This is a genomic window from Lysobacter sp. HA35, assembly GCF_054061195.1.
The window spans coordinates 2,002,226-2,020,575 of the sequence record NZ_JBSSDY010000001.1; the positions used below are offsets into that span (position 1 = coordinate 2,002,226).

Sequence of the window (18,350 nt, forward strand, 5' to 3'; positions counted from 1 at the left end):
GCCTCCGGGCGGCGTTTTCGTTTCCGGCATCGATGCGTCAGCGGTAGCCGTTGCTGATCGGGTATCGACGCTCGCGGCCAAACGCGCGCGGCGTCATCTTCGGGCCCGGCGCGGCCTGGTGGCGCTTCCACTCGGAGATGCGCACGAGCCGGAGCACGCGGTCGACCGTCGCATCATCGAACCCTGCGACAACGATCTCATCGCGCGACTGCTCGCCGTCGACATAGCGCTCGAGGATCGCGTCGAGTACGTCGTAAGGCGGCAGCGAGTCCTGATCCTTCTGGTTCTCGCGCAGCTCGGCCGACGGCGGGCGGTCGATGACTTCCTGCGGGATGACGGCGTCGACCGTGTTGCGCCAACGCGCGAGCGCGAACACGTCGGTCTTGTACACGTCCTTGATCGGCGCGTAGCCGCCGCACATGTCACCGTAGATGGTCGCGTAACCGACCGCGTACTCGCTCTTGTTGCCGGTGGTGAGCAGCAGGCCGCCGAACTTGTTCGACATCGCCATCAGCGTGCCGCCGCGGATGCGCGACTGCAGGTTTTCTTCGGTCGTATCCGGCGCGCGGCCTTCGAACACCGGTGCCAGCGTTTCGAGGTAGGCCTCGAACGGCTTCTCGATCGGTACGGTCAGCAGGCGCACGCCTTGGCGTTCGCATTGCTCGGCCGCGAGGTCGTTCGACATCCCCGCCGTGTAGCGCGACGGCAAGCGGACTGCGGTGACGTTCTCCGCACCCAGCGCATCGACCGCGATCGCCAGCACCAGCGCCGAATCGATACCGCCCGAAAGCCCCAGCCACACCTTCTCGAACCCGTTCTTGCGGCAGTAGTCGCGCGTGCCGCGCACGATGCCGCGCCATGCGAGGCCTTCGCGGCTCTCGTCGTCCTCCGGCGTCCAGCGCACCGGCTTGAACGCGCCTGCAGTCGGATCGAAGTCCACCACCAGCCATTCCTCGCGGAACGTAGCTGCGGCCGGATGCACGTGCCCGTTCGCGTCCGCGACCACCGACGCGCCATCGAATACGACGTGGTCCTGCCCACCCACGACATTGAGATAGGCGATCGCCGTACCCGACTCCGTCGCGCGCTCGGCGAGCAGCGCGTCGCGCGTCATGTGTTTGCCGTGCTCGTAGGGCGACGCATTCGGCACGACGACGACCTGCGCGCCGTCCTTCACCGTTGCGGCCAGCGGCTCGGGGAACCACAGGTCCTCGCAGATCACCACGCCGACCTGCACGCCATCGACCGCGACCACGCAGGTTTCGCCATCGGGGTCGACGGAGAAATAGCGGCGCTCGTCGAACACCTGGTAGTTCGGCAGCTCGCGCTTGCGGTAGGTGCGTTCGATTTCGCCGTCGCGCAGCACACTTGCCGAGTTGTAGACGATCGCGCCGGCGGTTTCCGGCCAGCCGACGACTGCGGTGATGCCGTGCGTGGATGCGGCGATGCGGCGGATCGCGGCGTCGCAGTCGGCGAGGAAGCCAGGCCGCAGCAGCAGGTCTTCCGGCGAGTAACCGCTGACCGCGAGCTCGGGAAACACGACGAGCGCGGCGCCGTGCTCGTCGCGTGCGTGCGCGATCATCGCTTCGATGCGCGACGTGTTGCCGGCGGCGTCGCCGACCGGGAAATCGAACTGGGCGAGTGCGATCCGCAGGGCCATGGCCGCTCCTGTGAGAGCGGCCGATTCTACGCGCCGGCCGCGCAGGGTCCGTCGTCGAGCGGTTCGACCGGTGCGGGCCGACCGTTCGCATCTAGCGCGATCATGCTGAAGCGGCCGCGCGTGCACAGATGCCGCGTGCCGGCATGTGGATCCTCGGTGTGCAGCTCGACGTCGACCTGCATCGAACTCCGGCCGACCTCGGCGACGCGTGCGACGAGTTCGACCAGTTGCCCCTGCCGCACCGGAACCCGGAAGTCGACCTGATCGGACCGCGCGGTCACCACCGTGCGCCGCGCATAACGCGTCGCCGCGACGAACGCGGCCTTGTCCATCCACGCCAGCGCCTGTCCGCCGAACAACGTCCCGAGATGGTTCGCGTGGTCGGGGAAGACGATCTCCCAGAGCCGTGCCTCGCGCGGCGCGTCAGAAGGCGGCATCGAAGGCCACCTGCCCGCTCACGCCGACCTGGTAGGCCGAGACGCGGCGCTCGAAGAAGTTCGTGAGTTCCTGCACGTCCTGCAGGTCCATGAAGGCGAACGGGTTGCGGCTGCCGAATTCCGGCGCGAGCCCGAGCGACTGCAGGCGCAGGTCGGCGACGTACTGCAGGTAGTCACGCATCTCGCGCGGCGACAGCCCGTTGACGCCGCCGGACAGCACATCGTGGGCGAACGCGGCTTCGACATCGACCGCCTCGCGCAGCATGGCGCGCACGTCGCGCTCCATCTCGGCGTCGAACAGGTCGGACTCTTCGTCGCGCACGGTGCGGATGACCTCAAGTGCGAATGCCATGTGGCCCGATTCGTCGCGAAACACCCAGTTGGTGCCGGCGGCCAGACCCGGCAGCAGCCCGCGCGAACGCAGGAACCAGACGTAGGCGAATGCGGCGAAGAAGAACAGGCCTTCGATGCAGCAGGCGAAGCAGATGAGGTTGAGCAGGAACATGCGGCGGTCGCCGCGCGTTTCGAGCCGATGCATCTGCTGGATGGAGTCGATCCAGCGAAAGCAGAAATCGGCCTTGGCGCGGATCGATGGAATGTTCTCGATGGCATCGAACGCGGCGGCGCGCCGCTCGACGTCGGGCACGTAGGCGTCGAGCAGCGTCAGGTAGAACTGCACGTGCAGCGCTTCCTCATAGAGCTGCCGCGACAGGTACATGCGCGCTTCCGGCGCGTTGATGTGCTGGTACAGGTTCAGTACGAGGTTGTTCGACACGATGGAGTCGCCCGTGGCGAAGAACGCGACGAGGCGTTCGACGAGATGGCGGTCGGCCGGCGTCAGCTTGTCGCGCAGATCGTTGACGTCGATGCCGAAGTCGATCTCCTCCACCGTCCACGTGTTGCGCACCGCGTCGCGATACATGTCGTAGAACGCGGGATAGCGCATCGGGCGAAGGGTGAGGTCGAAGCCGGGGTCGAGCAGGCGGGTGGCGGTCATTTCGATTCCGGAGGCGCGATGCATTGCATCGCGAGAAAAAGGTGCAGGGGCAACGGGCGGCTTCCATGCGCCGCATCCATGCGCGCGATCCCTCGCGCCCGGCGTTCCCTCGGCGACTCCTGTCGTCGCCCGTGCCCCTGCATTGAGCTGACGTCAGCCCCGCGGAGGCGCCGGATATCGACGCCTCCGCGAAGTGACGGACTGGACGGTTACTGGCAGGCCTCGCAGGTCTCCGGGTTTTCCAGCGAACACGCGACGGCCGCCTGTGGTGTCGCGATGCTCACCGTGGCTTTCGCGATGCGCGTGGCCGGGCGCGAGCGCAGGTAATACGTCGTCTTCAGGCCCGACTTCCACGCGTACATGTACATCGACGACAGCCGCCCGATGTTCGGGCTCTCCATGAAGAGATTCAGCGATTGCGACTGGTCGATATACGCACCGCGTGCGGCGGCGAGATCAATCAGTGCCTTCTGCGGCAGTTCCCACGCCGTTCGATAGACGTCGCGCAGCGGCGCGGGAATCGCGTCGATGGCCTGGATCGAACCTTCGCCCAGCTTGATCGCGTCACGCACCTCCTGCGTCCACAGGCCGAGCTTCTTCAGCTCGTCGACGAGATAGCGGTTGACCTGCACGAAGTCGCCGGACAGCGTCTCGCGCTTGAACAGGTTCGACACCTGCGGCTCGATGCATTCGTAGCAACCGGCGATGGACGCGATGGTCGCGGTCGGCGCGATCGCGATCAGCAGGGAGTTCCGCAGCCCATGCTGCGCGATGCGCGACTTGAGCGCGCCCCATGCGGCGTTCTGCGTCGGCACTACGCCCCAAAGATCGAACTGCAGCTCGCCGTTTGCTGCGCGCGTCTCCGAGAAGGAAGGATGCGCGCCGTGCTGGTCGGCCAGTTCGCAGGACGCGTCCAGCGCCTGCAGATAGATGGTTTCAGCGACTCGCGTCGACAGCGCCAGCGCCTCGCTTGAATCGAACGGCATCCGCAGCTTGAAGAACACGTCCTGCAGACCCATCACGCCGAGCCCGACCGGCCGCCAGCGCAGGTTCGAGCGTCGCGCCGATTCGATCGGATAGAAGTTGAGATCGATCACGCGGTCGAGCTGGCGCACCGCGACGCGCACCGTTTCCGCGAGCTTGTCGAAGTCGAAGCCGTGTTCACCGACGTGCTGCGCGAGGTTGATCGAGCCGAGGTTGCACACCGCCGTCTCGTCCGCGCTGGTGACTTCGAGGATCTCGGTGCACAGGTTCGACAGATGCACGGTGCGGCCCGGGCCGACCTGGTTGCATGTACGGTTAGCGGCGTCCTTGAAGGTCATCCAGCCGTTACCGGTTTCGCCGAGCACTTTCATCATGCGCGCGTACAGCTCGCGCGCCTTCACCGTTCGCGTCGCGAGCCCCTGCTGCTCGGCCTGCACGTAGGCCCGCTCGAACGCGTCGCCCCAGAGGTCCGGCAGCTCGGGCACGGCCTTCGGATCGAACAACGACCAGTCGCCGTCGGTGTCGACGCGACGCATGAAGAGGTCGGGAATCCAGTTGGCGAGGTTGAGGTTGTGCGTGCGGCGTGCCTCGTCGCCGGTGTTGTCGCGCAGTTCGAGGAACTCCTCGATATCCGCGTGCCAGGTCTCGAGATAGATGCACGCGGCACCCTTGCGCTTGCCGCCTTGGTTCACCGCGGCGACCGATGCATCGAGTGTCTTCAGCCACGGCACGACGCCGTTGCTGCGCCCGTTGGTGGAACGAATCAGCGAACCACGAGAGCGAACGCGGTGGTAGGCCTGTCCGATGCCGCCGGAGAACTTCGACAGCTGCGCGACGTCGCCGTAGCGGGCGTAGATATCGGTCAGCGAATCCTGCGGCGAATCCAGGAGGAAGCAGGACGACAACTGCTCGTGCCGCGTGCCGGAATTGAACAGCGTCGGCGAACTCGGGATGTAGTCGAGCGACGCCATCAGCCGATACAGCTGCAACGCGCCCGACGGCGTGTCGGTCAGCGCGACGGCGATGCGCATGAAGAAGTGCTGCGGTGTCTCGATGACGTGGCGACGATGCGGATGCTTCAGCAGGTAGCGGTCGTACAGCGTGCGCAGGCCGAAGTATTCGAAGCGCTGCGTCTGCGCGGTGTCGATCGCGTCGTTGAACTTGCGCGCGTTCGCCTCGACGACCTCGCGCACGCGGTCGTTGATCAGGCCGAGATCATGACCGAGCACGATCGACTGCGAGAACGAATAGACGCCGAGGCCGGCGACCTCCTTGTCGATGTACGCACTGAGAAGTCGCGCGGCGAGGCGCGAGTACTGCGGCTCTTCCGTGGTGAACGCCGCCGCGGTGTGGATCGACAGCTCGTCGAGTTCCCGCGTGGTCGCGCCGTCGTATATGCCGCCGATGGTCTTGAGCGCGACGCGCATCGGGTCGATGTCGTCGAGCCCCGTCGAGCAACGCTGCACGGCGCGCACGATCTTGGCGACGTCGACCGGCTCGCGCCGGCCGTCGCGCTTGGTCACGGTCATGGTCGCCGGTGCATGCGGCGGGGTCAGTGCGAAGTCGGACTGTGCGTCGTCGACGTCGGGCGCGGCGGTGGTGACGAGTGTTTCGGTGGTCATGTTTCCTCTCCGATGGCGATGGAGAGGAAGCGAAAGCGGCGCACGCAACGTCCTGCGCCGGCCCCCGCCCCCTCGGGCGAGCCGGCATCGACATGGACGAGACGGACGGCGACGGGCGCGGGCCCGAAGACCGGCCCGTCCCTCCCACGAGGACGCCTGGCCAAGCGGCGGCACGCGGCCACCGATCGAGGCAGGTCTTCGGACTCGTGGACTACGGCGACCGGAGTCGCCACCTACTGCGCGTCGCTTCCCAGCCCGAAGGCCAGTGCCAATGACGCGGGTCGTTTCCACTTACCGCTGCGGGGCAGTCCCGGATTCCCACCGGGTTCCCTATTAAGCCGCTCCTGGCAGGAGACGGCGCCTTCGATGGGCACAACATATGCGGCAAGGCCCCATCCGTCAACGCTAGATTTTGTGGTCGGGTCGCGACGCCGTTGCATGACCGTTAGCGGCGAGTAACGCACGAATCGTGAAGACCCCGAAGGGGCGGCCGACAGGACGTCGGCCGTCGCCACCCGAGCCAGGATGGCGAGTGTGGCGATCGCGGTGACCTCGCCCGATCGCGAGCTGTAGATTCGTCGGGGAAGGTGCTTTCTTTGGTTACTTTCTTTGCACCAGCAAAGAAAGTGACTCGGGCGCGCCAGCGCACGAAACGACTTTGACGCCCAGACCGAGACCAACGTCGACGTGGATGCCTATGTCTGTGTCGACGAAAATTCGAATGTAGACGCTGGACAGCGCGGCCCCGCCGCAAACAAAAAGGCCGCCCGAAGGCGGCCTTTCGTGTACCGAGAAGCGGTCGAATCAGCCCGCAAGCTTCTTCGCAATCGCAGCACCCAGATCGCCCGGCGATTTCACCGTGGTGACGCCCGCCTTCTCCAGCGCTGCGAACTTGCCTTCCGCCGTGCCCGAGCCGCCCGACGCGATCGCACCGGCATGGCCCATGCGCTTGCCCTTCGGCGCCGACGCACCGGCGATGAAACCGACGACCGGCTTCGTCACGTGCTTGGCGATGAACTCGGCCGCTTCTTCCTCGGCCGAACCGCCGATCTCGCCGACCATGATGATGCCTTCCGTCTGCGGGTCGTCCTGGAACCAGCGCAGCGCGTCGATGAAGTTGGTGCCGTTGATCGGATCGCCGCCGATGCCGATGCAGGTCGACTGGCCGAGGCCGACGTCGGTGGTCTGCTTGACCGCTTCATACGTCAGCGTGCCGGAGCGCGACACGATGCCGATCTTGCCCGGCATGTGGATGTGGCCCGGCATGATGCCGATCTTGCACTCGCCCGGCGTGATCACGCCCGGGCAGTTCGGACCGACGAGCACCGTCTCCGGATGCTCCTTCAGCACGTTCTTCGCGCGCAGCATGTCGAGCACCGGGATGCCTTCGGTGATGCAGACGATGACGCGGATGCCCGCGGCCGCGGCTTCCATGATCGCGTCAGCCGCAAACGGCGGCGGCACGTAGATCACGGACGCATCGGCGCCGGTCTTCGACACGGCTTCGGCGACGGTGTTGAACACGGGCAGGCCGAGGTGCTCGGTACCGCCCTTGCCCGGGGTAACGCCGCCCACGACCTTGGTGCCGTAGTCGAGCATCTGCTGTGCGTGGAAGGTGCCCTGCGAGCCGGTGAAGCCCTGCACGATCACCTTGGTGTTCTTGTTGATCAGAACGGACATTGCGAGTCCCTTGTGTAGCCCGGACGAGCGAGGCGCGCCCGGGAAATCTTGCGGTGGTCGAACCCGGGCGCGGCCTGTGGCCTTGCCCGGGCTACGGCGACGTCAGGCGGCCTTCTGGACCGCAGCGACGGCCTTCTTCGCACCGTCGTTGATGTCGTCGGCGGCCGTGATCGCGAGGCCGGAGTTCTTCAGAAGCTCCTTGCCCGCTTCGACGTTCGTGCCCTCGAGGCGCACGATCACCGGCACCTTGACGTCGACTTCCTTGACGGCCGCGATGATGCCCTCGGCGATCATGTCGCAGCGGACGATGCCGCCGAAGATGTTGACGAAGATCGCCTTCACCTTGTCGCTCGACAGGATCAGCTTGAACGCTTCGGTGACGCGCTCCTTCGTAGCACCGCCGCCCACGTCCAGGAAGTTCGCCGGCGAACCGCCGTTGAGCGAGATAACGTCCATCGTGGCCATGGCCAGGCCCGCGCCATTGACCATGCAACCGATGTCGCCGTCCATCGTGACGTAGTTGAGGTCGTACTTCGACGCCAGCACTTCCGTGTCGTCTTCCTGGCGCGTGTCGCGCATGGCGACCAGCTCCGGATGACGGAACGACGCGTTGTCGTCGGAATCGACCTTGCCGTCGAGCACGGCGAGGTCGCCGTTGGTGAGGATCGCGAGCGGGTTGAGTTCGACCAGCGCGAGGTCCTTCTCCATGAACAGCTTGAACAGGCCGGTCATGATCTTGGTCAGCTGGCCGACCTGCTTGGCGTTGAGGCCCATCGCGAAGCCGAGGTCGCGGCACTGGTACGGCTGCAGGCCTTCGACGTAGTTCACGTGCAGCGTCTGGATCGCCTCGGGCTTCTCGTGCGCGACCTGCTCGATGTCCATGCCGCCTTCCGCCGAAGCGATGAAGGTGACGGTCTTGGTCGAACGGTCGACGAGCACCGACAGGTACAGCTCCTTCGCGATGTCCGTGCCTTCGGAGATCAGCACCGAATCGATCGGCAGCTCGACGCCGGCGGTCTGGTACGTCGCCATCTTCGTGCCGAGCATCGCCTTGGCGTACTGCGCGACCTCGTCGAAGTTCTTCGCGAGCTTCACGCCGCCCGCCTTGCCACGGCCGCCTGCATGGATCTGGGCCTTGACGACCCACAGATCGCCGGGGATCTGCTTGGCCGCCGCCACCGCCGCATCCGGCGAGCGGGCGACGATGCCCATGGGAACGGCGATGCCGTATTCGGCAAAGAGCTGCTTTGCCTGGTATTCGTGGAAATTCATGCGTCACCGAAGGATGGACGTGGGGCCCGCGCGCGAGAGCGCACCCGGAGGCCGGCGCGAGGGGGCAGTATTGTCGCCGATCGGGCGGGGCCGGGCAAAACCGGTGCAGCCGGCGAGCCGCGCGGAATCGGCCACCTATACTCGGCCGACCTGCCGTCGGACGTGCGCCGTGCCCTTCAGAACCGTCGTCACCCCGCTCGACGCCGACCACGTCCTCTACCGCGAACTGCGGCTTTTCAACCTCTACCGGGCGCTCGAGGCGGCGCTGCTGGTCTTCGTGATCTTCGGGCCGTTCGCTTCTACGCTCGAGCCGCCGCGCTATGAGCTGCTGTCGCGCTCGGTGGTGATCGCTTACCTCTTCGTCTCGCTGGTGATGCTGGGCCTCGGGCGACGGATGGATGTGCGCGTCTCGGCCGGTGTCGGCATCGCCGCAGATCTGTTCTTCGGCATCCTCGCGATGCATGCCTTGCCATCCGCGGGCACCGGCATCGCGTTGATGCTGATGTTCAACGTCGGCGCGGCATCGCTGCTGTTGCCGTCGCGCGTCGCGTTCGCGTTCGCGACAACGGCCGTCGCGCTGCTGGTCGGCGAATACGTCTGGAGCCTGTTCGACGGCGCGCCGCGTCGCGGCATGTCCGAGCCGGTGATGTTCGCTATCGGCTACTTCGCGCTCGCCACGCTGATGAATGTGCTCGGTCGGCAGATGCGTGACAGCTACGAGATCGCCGCGCTGCGCACCACCGAGAACGAGCACCTCGCGCAGGTCAACGAACTGATCATCCGTCGGCTGCGTACCGGCGTGTTGCTGGTCGACAGCGCGGGACGCATGCGGTTGGCTAACGAAGCCGCGACATCGCTGATCGGCGATGTCGGCGACGAAGTTCACGGCTTCCGCGAACTTGCAGTCGCGGTACCGGAACTCGGCCGACGCCTGCAGAAATGGCGGGAAACAGGTGCCGTGGACGATGACCCGCTGCGTATCGCCGCCGACCAGAACGACGTCATTCCGCGCTTCACCCGGTTGCAGGCGAACAGCGACCAGGCGCTCGTATTCCTCGACGACACCTCACTGCTGTCGCAACGCGCGGAATCGATCACGCTCGCAACGCTCGGTCGATTCTCCGCAAGCCTCGCGCACGAAATCCGCAACCCGCTCGCGGCGATGAGTTACGCCGTGCAGCTGCTCGAAGAGTCGGACGACATCCGTCCGGCGGATCGTCGTCTGCTGGAGATCATCCATCAGCACGTCGTGCGCATGAACGGCATCGTCGAGAACGTGCTCGGGCTTGCGCGACGCGAACCAGCGAAACCGGTCGTGGTCGAACTCGTGCACTTCGCGAAGCAGTTCGTCGACGACTACAGCGTGAGTCATCCGATCGAAAGCGACACGTTGATCAGTGCGTCGACACAGCCCGAACTCAACGCGCTGTTCGATCCGCGACAACTGCATCAGGCGGTGACGGTGCTCGTCGCCAACGCACTCAACTACGGACGCATGCCGGGCGAGCCGGCGCGCGTCACGCTGCGCACGGCGATCGAGAGCGGGCAGCCGGTGCTCGACGTCATCGATCGCGGCCCCGGCATCCCCGAGCCCATTCGCGCGCGCCTGTTCAAACCGTTCTTCACCACGTCGAGCCACGGCACGGGCCTAGGCCTCTACATCGCCCGCGAACTCTGCCGCGCCAATCAGGCCAGCCTGGACTACGTGCCGACCCCCGGCGTCGGCGGCTGCTTCCGGATCCGCATGAGCGCCTTGGGTCGCTGACCTGACCTTCGCCTGACGAAAACCGACGGAAGTGGTCGTAGACGGTCACTTCAGCTAAGGTGCGCGGCGGAGGATCCGATGGCCGAACCCCGTAGTGCCCCCGCCCGCACCGCACTTGTCGTCGACGATGAACGCGACATCCGCGAATTGCTGGTCATGACCCTCGGCCGTATGGGCCTGCGCTGCGATACCGCGGCGAACGTCACTGACGCCCGCGCCCTGCTCTCCCGGAACAAATACGACCTCTGCCTGACCGACATGCGCCTGCCGGACGGCACGGGGCTGGAGATCGTGTCCGAGATCAACCAGAAGCATCCGACCACGCCGGTCGCGATGATCACAGCGTTCGGCAACGTCGAGGCCGCGGTCGAAGCACTGAAGGCGGGTGCGTTCGACTTCGTCAGCAAGCCCGTCGACCTCGGTGTGCTGCGCGACCTGGTCCGCCAGGCGCTCGAGCTGCACGAGCGCCGCCGCGCCGCCAGCGAGGCCGGCATCTCCTCGCGCCTGTTCGGCGAGTCGCCGGCCATGGCCTCGCTGCGTGCCACGCTGACCAAGGTCGCCCGCAGCCAGGCGCCGGTCTACATCTCCGGCGAATCCGGCGTCGGCAAGGAGCTGGTCGCCCGCACCATCCATGCCGAAGGCGGCCGCGCCTCCGGGCCGTTCGTGCCCGTGAACTGCGGCGCGATCCCGGCCGAGCTGATGGAAAGCGAGTTCTTCGGGCACAAGAAGGGCTCGTTCACCGGCGCGCACGCCGACAAGCCCGGCCTGTTCCAGGCGGCCGACGGCGGCACCTTGTTCCTCGACGAGGTCGCCGAACTGCCGCTGCCCATGCAGGTCAAGCTGCTGCGCGCGATCCAGGAAAAGTCGGTGCGACCAGTCGGCTCCAACGCCGAGGCGAAGGTCGACGTCCGCATCCTGTCGGCGACGCACAAGGATCTGGCCGCACTGGTCGAGGAAGGCCGCTTCCGGCACGACCTCTACTACCGCATCAACGTCATCGAGCTGCGCGTCCCGCCGCTGCGCGAGCGTCCCGACGACCTCGCGGGTCTGGCCGACGTCATCCTGCGACGCCTCTCCGCCGCGCAGGACCGCCCTACCCCGCACCTGTCGCCCGACGCGCTCGAAGCGCTCGCTGCCTATCCGTTCCCCGGCAACGTGCGGGAACTGGAGAACATCCTCGAACGCTCGCTCGCACTGGCCGATGGCGAAGTGATCCGCGCCGACGACCTGAGCCTGCCGAAGGTCGTCTCCAAGATCGGCCCACCGGCGCCCGCACCTGCCGCGCCGCAGCCAACGCCGCCCGCGGCCGCCGGTGCCGACCCACGTGCCATCGATCCGCGCGACACCGCCACCAGTGCGCTGCCGTCGTACATCGAAGAGATCGAACGCGCCGCCATCCAGCACGCGCTGCAGGAAAACCGCTACAACAAGACCCGCACCGCAGCTGCACTGGGGATTACGTTCCGCGCGCTGCGGTACAAGCTGAAGAAGTTGGGGATCGAGTGACCCACGAAGCCGGCGCTCCCCGACGCGCCGTCGCGTGGGTTCTCGGCCTGACTGCGCTGCTTCGGCTGGCGCACCTCTATTTCGCGATCCGCAGCCCGCTAACTTACCAGCCCGGGCCTGACGAGGCGTACTACATCGCGTTCGGACACGACGTCGCCTCGGGCAGCGGCGGTCTGCAGCCGATCTTCGCCTTCATGGACCCGTTCTACGGCTATCTCGTTGGCGCTGTATTGCGCGTCACCGGATCGCTGTTTCCCATCTACCTGCTGCAGATCGCGCTCGATACGCTGACGGCCTACGGCCTGTATCGCATCGCCGGCGAACTCGGACGTCCCCGAACAGGCTTGGTTGCCGCAGCCATTTACGCGCTGACGGGCACCGCGATCGCGTACACGGCGGCGATCCTGAAACCGACCTGCGATGTCGCCTATCTAACATGGTGGAGCTTCGCGCTGCTCGGGCTCATGCAGCAGCCGACACCGCGTCGCTGGGCATTGTTCGGTGCGTATTGCGGACTCGGCGTCGCGATCCGCTCCAACCTTCTGCTGATGACGCCACTGGCCGTCGCAGTCGTGTTCGCGTGCTCGGTCGAAGCGCGACGCCGGTGGGTCCACGGCGTGAGCTTTCTCATCGCCGGTTTGGCACTACCGCTCGCCTTGCTTGTAGCGCGCAACCACGCGATTTCCGGAAACTGGTCGCCGCTGCCGAACAATGGCGGCATTGTTCTGCACCAGCTCTACAACGACGAAAATCCGCAGTCCCGCTCCGGAGTTCCCTCGTTCGTTGGACGCTATACGGCGCCGTTCGAAATCTGGCGCGGGTATGAGCGCGAAGCCCAGCGGCGCGCCGGCCACTCGTTGCGCCCGAACGAGGTCAGCGCGTACTGGCAGCACGAAGCGACGAGCTACCTCTTTGCGCATCCGTGGCAGTCGATGGCCAACGGCATTCGCAAGCTGCGGGAGTTCTCGGCGTATCCGGAAGTCCCCAACACGCGCAGCTACGGCGATGAGCGATGCTTCTCGCCCGTGCTGCGCGCGCTTCCGCTGCCATTCGGCTGGCTGTTTGCGCTCGGCTTGCCAGGGCTCGTGCTCTGGTTGCGTCGAGACCGACGCGCGCTTGTGTTGTTGGCGCCGGTCGCGATGGGGCTTCTCACCATTGCCGTGTTCTTCGCCGAAGACCGGTTCCGTTTCGATTTCATCGGCCCTTTCGTTCTCGGCAGCGCGTGCTGGCTAGTCTTTCTGTTCGATGCATTGCGGCGGCGCGACGTGCGCGAGCTGGCGTTTGGCATCGTCGTCAGTGGGCTGCTCGGGGCGTGGAGCGCCATCCAGGCGCGGCAGCTGATCCCCGCATTTCCCTCCGGATTGGCAGCGCGTCACCTGGGGGTACCTGCGCTCGGGGCGCGCACAGGAAGCCGAAGCCGAGCTGCGTCGCGTCGAAGCGCAATCGCCAGACGCGAGCGGCCTGCACGAACTGCGAGCCTTCATCGCGCTCCAGAGCGGCCGCCCGGACATCGCCCTGCCCCATCTGCAACGCGCACTGGAGCAGCGGCCGGATCTCGCTGCGACATGGCAGAACTACAGTCTCGCGCTCGAGCGACTTGGACACGAGGAGGCATCACTGCAGGCCGCTCAGCGCGCTGCCGCGCTCGACCCTACGGCGGAAGCTACGCTGCGAGTTGGGGACCTGCAGGCAGCGCAGGGGCTGCAGCGACAGGCGCGAGCGAGCTGGGCACTTGCCGCGGCGCGTGCTCCGTCGCCGGCCGCGGCAGCAGAGATACGCAAGCGTCTGGAGGCAAAGAGCCCCCGCGTCGAGAACGACGCTCCGCGTCACACCGCTCCGACGAACTGACACTTTGCGTCACTCACGATTTCCGCTCGTCGGAGCAAGCGTGATCGGCGCCTCGAAAGCACCACCGCAAACTGGACCATCGGTTTGGCACGGGTTATGCGTATGCTCGCAGTGCACGGGCAGCGAGCATGGCAGACCGAAGGATCTGGCGAGCCGTCCGGCGTTGTCCGTGAAGACCACTCTCCTAGGGGATACACAATGAAGAACCAGCAAGGCTTTACCCTCATCGAACTGATGATCGTTGTCGCGATCATCGCGATCCTGGCCGCCATCGCGCTGCCGGCTTACCAGGACTACGTCGCCCGCTCGCAGGTGACGGAAGGCATGAGCCTGGCGTCGGGTGCGAAGACGGCGGTTGCCGAGTACTACTCGAACTACGGCACGTTCACTGCCGCGGGCAACTCGGCCATCGGCATCGCCGGCGGCGCCTCGATCACCGGCAAGTACGTGAGCGACCTCACCGTCACCAACGGCAAGATCAAGGCGACGTATGGTGCCACCGGCGCGAGCTCGAAGATCAGCAGCGGCACGCTGACGCTGAGCCCGGTCGACAACGGCGGTTCCATTTCGTGGACCTGCACCGGTGGCGGCAAGGTCACCAGCAAGTACCTGCCGAGCTCCTGCCGCTAATTCGCAGCAGCTGGTAAAAAGGGCCGCGCAAGCGGCCCTTTTTTTATGCCGGGGATGATTATCCGAACTGCACTCATGTGGTTGGCGGCCGTGGCGCTCGTGCTCGTGGCTACCGCCGGTGCCTACTGGCGTGGCCTCCACGGCCCATTCCTGTTCGACGACTTCGCGAACCTTCCTGCGCTTGGTCAGTTCGATGTATTCCATCACCCGCGCCTTCTTGTCGCCTACCTGACCTCGGGGAATGCGGACCCCACCGGGCGCCCGGTTTCTCTGCTGACCTTTTTGGTGGATGCGAATGGATGGCCTGACCATCCGCTTCGGTTCAAGCGCACCAACCTCATCATTCATGCGCTAACCGGGCTGCTCCTGCTGACGCTCCTGGTGCGTATGGGTGCTCGCCTCGGTCTTGATGAGAGCCGCGCGCGCGCTGCAGCCCTGTTCGGCACAGCCTGCTGGCTGCTACACCCGCTCTTCGTGTCGACGGTGCTTTACGTCGTGCAGCGAGAGGCGATGTTGTCGACGCTGTTCGTGTTCGCGGGACTCGTCGCGTTCGATGCAGCCGTTCGCAGCTCCACCAGCGTACGGGCTCGTCGTGCCGGCTGGCTGCTCTACGTGGGCTGCCTCGTGCTCGGCACGCTTTCGAAAGCCAATGGTGCGCTGCTGCCCGTGCTTGCCTGGCTCATCGCCTACTGCCTTCCTGATCTGCGCGATCGCACGAAGTCGCCAGCCTTCAAGGGCCTGGTGGTACTGCCCGCCGCAGTCGTCTGCCTTTCGCTTGCAATCATGGGCTTCAGCTCGGCACGCGCAGGCGTACTCCCCTATCGTGGCTGGTCTGTCGCTCAGCGATTGCTGACCGAGCCTCGCGTCCTGATCGACTACCTCACCTCGCTGTGGATCCCGCAGCCCTACGGTCGCGGCGTGTTTCATGACGACATGCTCGTGTCGACATCCTCGCTTCAGCCAGCAACGACATTGCCTTCGCTCATCGCAGTGGTGCTGGCGATCAGTGTTGCCTGGCGCTGGCGGCGCGCTGCGCCTGCGCTGTGCGCGGCCGTGCTCTTCTTTTTCGCGAGTCACCTGATCGAATCGACCGTAATCCCGCTCGAACTCTACTTCGAGCACCGCAACTACCTCGCCGCGGGCCTCATGTTCTGGCCCTTGGGAGTAGCACTGTCCGTACCGGTGCAGTCGGCCACACGGGTCACGCGCGCACTACGTGCCGTTGCGCCCGTGACCATCCCGCTGCTTCTTGCCTGCCTCACCTGGGTGCGAGCAGGCCTGTGGGGCGATGCGACGTCGCAGGCGCTCCTGTGGGCACGACTGCAGCCCGAGTCGGCGCGTGCCCAGGCGTACGCCGCGACATACGAGGTTGCGCAGCGCCGACCGGAAGCTGCCGCAATCCGCCTGCGGCCAATGCTTGCGAGCCACCCGGGTCAGCCGCAGCTGGCGCTCGGGCTGGTCGAGGCCGAATGCGCGCGCGGCCGCGTCGCAGAGGCAACGCTCGATTCGGCGCGCCGCGCCTTGGCGACCGCACGGACGGTGGGCGCGATGGAATATGGATGGCTGTCAACGGCGGTCGAGGCGGCGCCGTCGACCTGCACCGGGCTCGACGCCCACGCGCTCGGCGACCTCGTCGATGCGCTTGCGGCCAATCCCGTGGGCCGCTCCATCGCTGGTCGTCGACAAGATGTGGCGCAATTGCGCGGCTTGCTCGCTTTGCGAAATGGCAAATCGGGCGAAGCGACAGCGTGGTTTCAACGCTCACTCGACCAGGAACCGCGGCCCGCAGTCGCGCTCAATCAGGCAGCCACGCTCGCTCAGGGCGGCGATCCTTGCGTCGCCGAGGAATATCTCGCGCATGCATCGTCGCTGTTCGACCGCCGGCCCCCGATGCGCCCCCACATGCGGGCGATACACGACTGGTGGTTATGGCGCACCGGCTACTGGACTTTCGAAGCGGCGCATCTGCGACGCCAACTGCAGAGTGATGGCGCGTATGCCTCCTGTCCGACACGCTGATCTGTCGCGCGCGCTAATCCTTCGCACTGGAGCCGCGATCCTCTTGGCGGCGGTAACCCTGGCCGTGTATTGGCCAGGCTTGAGCGGCGGTTTCCTGTTCGACGACTACCCGAACTTGGTCGACGACAACGACTGGCGGATGAGTTCGCTCGCGATGGGCCAAGTCTTGCGTGCACTCGGGGAAGGGATCGCAAGCGGTTTTGGACGCGGTCTCGCAATGTTGTCGTTCGGACTCAACTACCTTGCATCCGGCCTCGACCCGTGGCCGATGAAGCTCACCAACGTCCTGATGCACCTTGTGGCGGGCTTGCTGGCACTTGCGCTCACACGACGGCTGTTCTCGCGCTTGTCGCCGCGTGCGCCTGGCGGCCTGGGCGCGAGCGTTGTCGGCGCCGCTTGGCTTATCCACCCGTTGCAGGCATCGACAGTTCTTTACGTGGTGCAGCGGATGGAAGTCGGCGCGGGCGTCGGCGTCTTCGGTGCCCTGCTCTGCTACGTGATCGCGCGTGAGCGTCAGCTCGACGGTCGACGCGCATGGACATGGCTTTCCTCAGCGCTCGGCTTCACCGCCCTCGGGGTCGGCTTCAAGGAAACCGCCGCACTCACCCCCGCATTCGTGCTGCTTCTCGAGCTATTCGTCTTCGGCTTCGCGATGCCCGCCGAGCACCAGAAAACTCGCCTGCGAGCGGTCTATGTGGCCGGCGTGTGCGTCGCGATCGTCCTGTACGCGACCATCATCCTGCCGCGCTACCTGCAGGCCAGTGCGTACGCGGGCCGTCCATTCGATCTCGCCGAACGATTGCTGACGCAACCACGCGTTCTGATCACGTACCTCGGCCAGATCCTGCTGCCGCTCCCGTCGACGATGCCGTTCTATTACGACGGGCTGACGGTATCAACCGCTTGGCTGCGCCCACTTACCACCCTGTTTTCGACGCTGGCGATCTTCGCCCTGCTCGGGGCCTGCGGCTGGCTGCGCCAGCGCCGACCGTTGTTCGCGCTCGGCATTGCATGGTTCTTTATGGCACACGTCCTGACCAGCAACGTCGTGCCACTGGAGCTGGCGTTCGAGCATCGAAATTATGTTGCGCTGCTCGGTGTGCTCTGGGCAGTCGCCGACATGCTTTCGGAGGCCACGCGTCGCCTGTCGCAGGGTGCTCGTCGCACGCTCGCGGTCATTCCCATCGTCGCGCTGGCAGCGCTGTGCGTGATGCAGACGATGACCTGGGGCAATCCCGTGCGTCTGGACGTCGAGCTTGAAAGCCGTGCGCCGGCATCACCACGCGCCGCCTATGCACTCGCCAGCCGTTTTTACTGGCTTTCCGGCGGAGACGCGTCGTCGCCCGCATGGTCGATGGCGATCGCGGAGTTTCGTCACGCCGCGGCGCTGCCGGACAGCTCCATCCTCGGCGACCAGGCCGTCATTGTGGCGATGGCTCGAGCACACCGTCCCGTCACCCGCGCGGATTGGGACGCGCTGCGCCATAAGCTGACGTATCAGGTCACCCGTCCCGAGGATGTCGGCGCGCTCTATTCGCTCGTGCAATGCGGCGTCGACATGCAATGTGGGATCGATCGGAAGGAGCTCGGCACCACGCTCGATATCGCACTCCGTCGCAACCCTGACGACCCGGACCTGCGGATCATCATGTCCAATTACCTGCTCAACATCGCGCACGAGGCAGCAGAGGCGCTCGCGCAGGCCCGGATGGCAGTGCGGCTCGCGCCGAGCCAGCCGAGGTACCGGGTTGCGCTTGCGGAAATCCTGTTGGCATCCGACTTGCATAACACCCGGGAAATCCAAGCGCTCATTGCCGGACTGCGTGCCGAAAACCGGCATGGGGAGCTCGACCCTGCGCTCGCGGAAATCTCGAGACTCGAGACGCAACTGCAGTCGAGAGCCGAACCCGCCGCGCATCACGAATAGTTG

At 65.9% G+C, this 18,350-nt stretch carries 12 protein-coding genes, 1 pseudogene and 1 riboswitch; of the genes and pseudogenes, 7 read left to right on the forward strand and 6 right to left on the reverse strand.

Going from position 1 to position 18,350, the window contains the following annotated elements; translation table 11 throughout:
* Positions 1-37 precede the first annotated feature (37 nt).
* The 6 genes from ACVWZN_RS09960 to sucC all read right to left on the reverse strand — a co-directional run bounded on the left by ACVWZN_RS09960 (position 38) and on the right by sucC (position 8,652).
* Positions 38-1,660: an NAD+ synthase gene (locus ACVWZN_RS09960; protein ID WP_456953685.1), complete on the reverse strand. Its 1,623-nt coding sequence runs from the start codon at positions 1,658-1,660 to the stop codon at positions 38-40.
* Between the two features lie 26 nt (positions 1,661-1,686).
* Positions 1,687-2,097 carry an acyl-CoA thioesterase gene (locus tag ACVWZN_RS09965; RefSeq protein ID WP_456953686.1) on the reverse strand — a complete coding sequence of 137 codons (411 nt, stop codon included), beginning with the start codon at positions 2,095-2,097 and terminating at the stop codon, positions 1,687-1,689.
* Positions 2,084-3,094, reverse strand: coding sequence for a ribonucleotide-diphosphate reductase subunit beta (locus ACVWZN_RS09970; protein WP_456953687.1), 1,011 nt, complete (start codon positions 3,092-3,094; stop codon positions 2,084-2,086). The genes ACVWZN_RS09965 and ACVWZN_RS09970 overlap by 14 nt, the downstream gene beginning before the upstream one ends.
* Positions 3,095-3,303: 209 nt before the next feature.
* Positions 3,304-5,700: a ribonucleoside-diphosphate reductase subunit alpha gene (locus tag ACVWZN_RS09975; protein ID WP_456953688.1), complete on the reverse strand. Its 2,397-nt coding sequence runs from the start codon at positions 5,698-5,700 to the stop codon at positions 3,304-3,306.
* A gap of 172 nt (positions 5,701-5,872) precedes the next feature.
* Positions 5,873-6,081, reverse strand: a riboswitch (cobalamin riboswitch).
* A 423-nt stretch (positions 6,082-6,504) separates the two neighbouring features.
* Positions 6,505-7,380: a succinate--CoA ligase subunit alpha gene (sucD, locus tag ACVWZN_RS09980; protein ID WP_456953689.1), complete on the reverse strand. Its 876-nt coding sequence runs from the start codon at positions 7,378-7,380 to the stop codon at positions 6,505-6,507.
* Between the two features lie 102 nt (positions 7,381-7,482).
* On the reverse strand, positions 7,483-8,652 hold the full coding sequence (sucC, locus tag ACVWZN_RS09985) for an ADP-forming succinate--CoA ligase subunit beta (RefSeq protein WP_027081900.1): 1,170 nt from the start codon (positions 8,650-8,652) through the stop codon (positions 7,483-7,485).
* A gap of 169 nt (positions 8,653-8,821) precedes the next feature.
* On the opposite strand from sucC, the gene ACVWZN_RS09990 reads away from it, so the two are divergent.
* The 7 genes and pseudogenes from ACVWZN_RS09990 (at position 8,822) to ACVWZN_RS10020 (ending at position 18,347) form a co-directional block, all read left to right on the forward strand.
* Complete coding sequence (locus ACVWZN_RS09990; RefSeq protein ID WP_456953690.1) at positions 8,822-10,417, forward strand: sensor histidine kinase; 1,596 nt, start codon at positions 8,822-8,824, stop codon at positions 10,415-10,417.
* Between the two features lie 78 nt (positions 10,418-10,495).
* Positions 10,496-11,923 (forward strand): sigma-54-dependent transcriptional regulator, encoded by a 1,428-nt coding sequence (locus ACVWZN_RS09995; RefSeq protein WP_456953691.1) that lies wholly within the window; start codon positions 10,496-10,498, stop codon positions 11,921-11,923.
* 194 nt (positions 11,924-12,117) lie between these two features.
* Positions 12,118-12,564 (forward strand): annotated as a pseudogene (locus ACVWZN_RS10000) (glycosyltransferase family 39 protein); the annotation flags it as partial.
* Between the two features lie 781 nt (positions 12,565-13,345).
* A complete protein-coding gene (locus ACVWZN_RS10005) occupies positions 13,346-13,771 on the forward strand; it encodes a hypothetical protein (RefSeq protein ID WP_456954742.1) in 426 nt (141 codons plus the stop codon).
* Positions 13,772-13,969: 198 nt separating this feature from the next.
* Complete coding sequence (locus ACVWZN_RS10010) at positions 13,970-14,401, forward strand: pilin (protein ID WP_456953692.1); 432 nt, start codon at positions 13,970-13,972, stop codon at positions 14,399-14,401.
* Between the two features lie 90 nt (positions 14,402-14,491).
* On the forward strand, positions 14,492-16,420 hold the full coding sequence (locus ACVWZN_RS10015; RefSeq protein WP_456953693.1) for a tetratricopeptide repeat protein: 1,929 nt from the start codon (positions 14,492-14,494) through the stop codon (positions 16,418-16,420).
* Positions 16,421-16,535: 115 nt separating this feature from the next.
* Positions 16,536-18,347: a hypothetical protein gene (locus ACVWZN_RS10020; protein ID WP_456953694.1), complete on the forward strand. Its 1,812-nt coding sequence runs from the start codon at positions 16,536-16,538 to the stop codon at positions 18,345-18,347.
* Positions 18,348-18,350 lie beyond the last annotated feature (3 nt).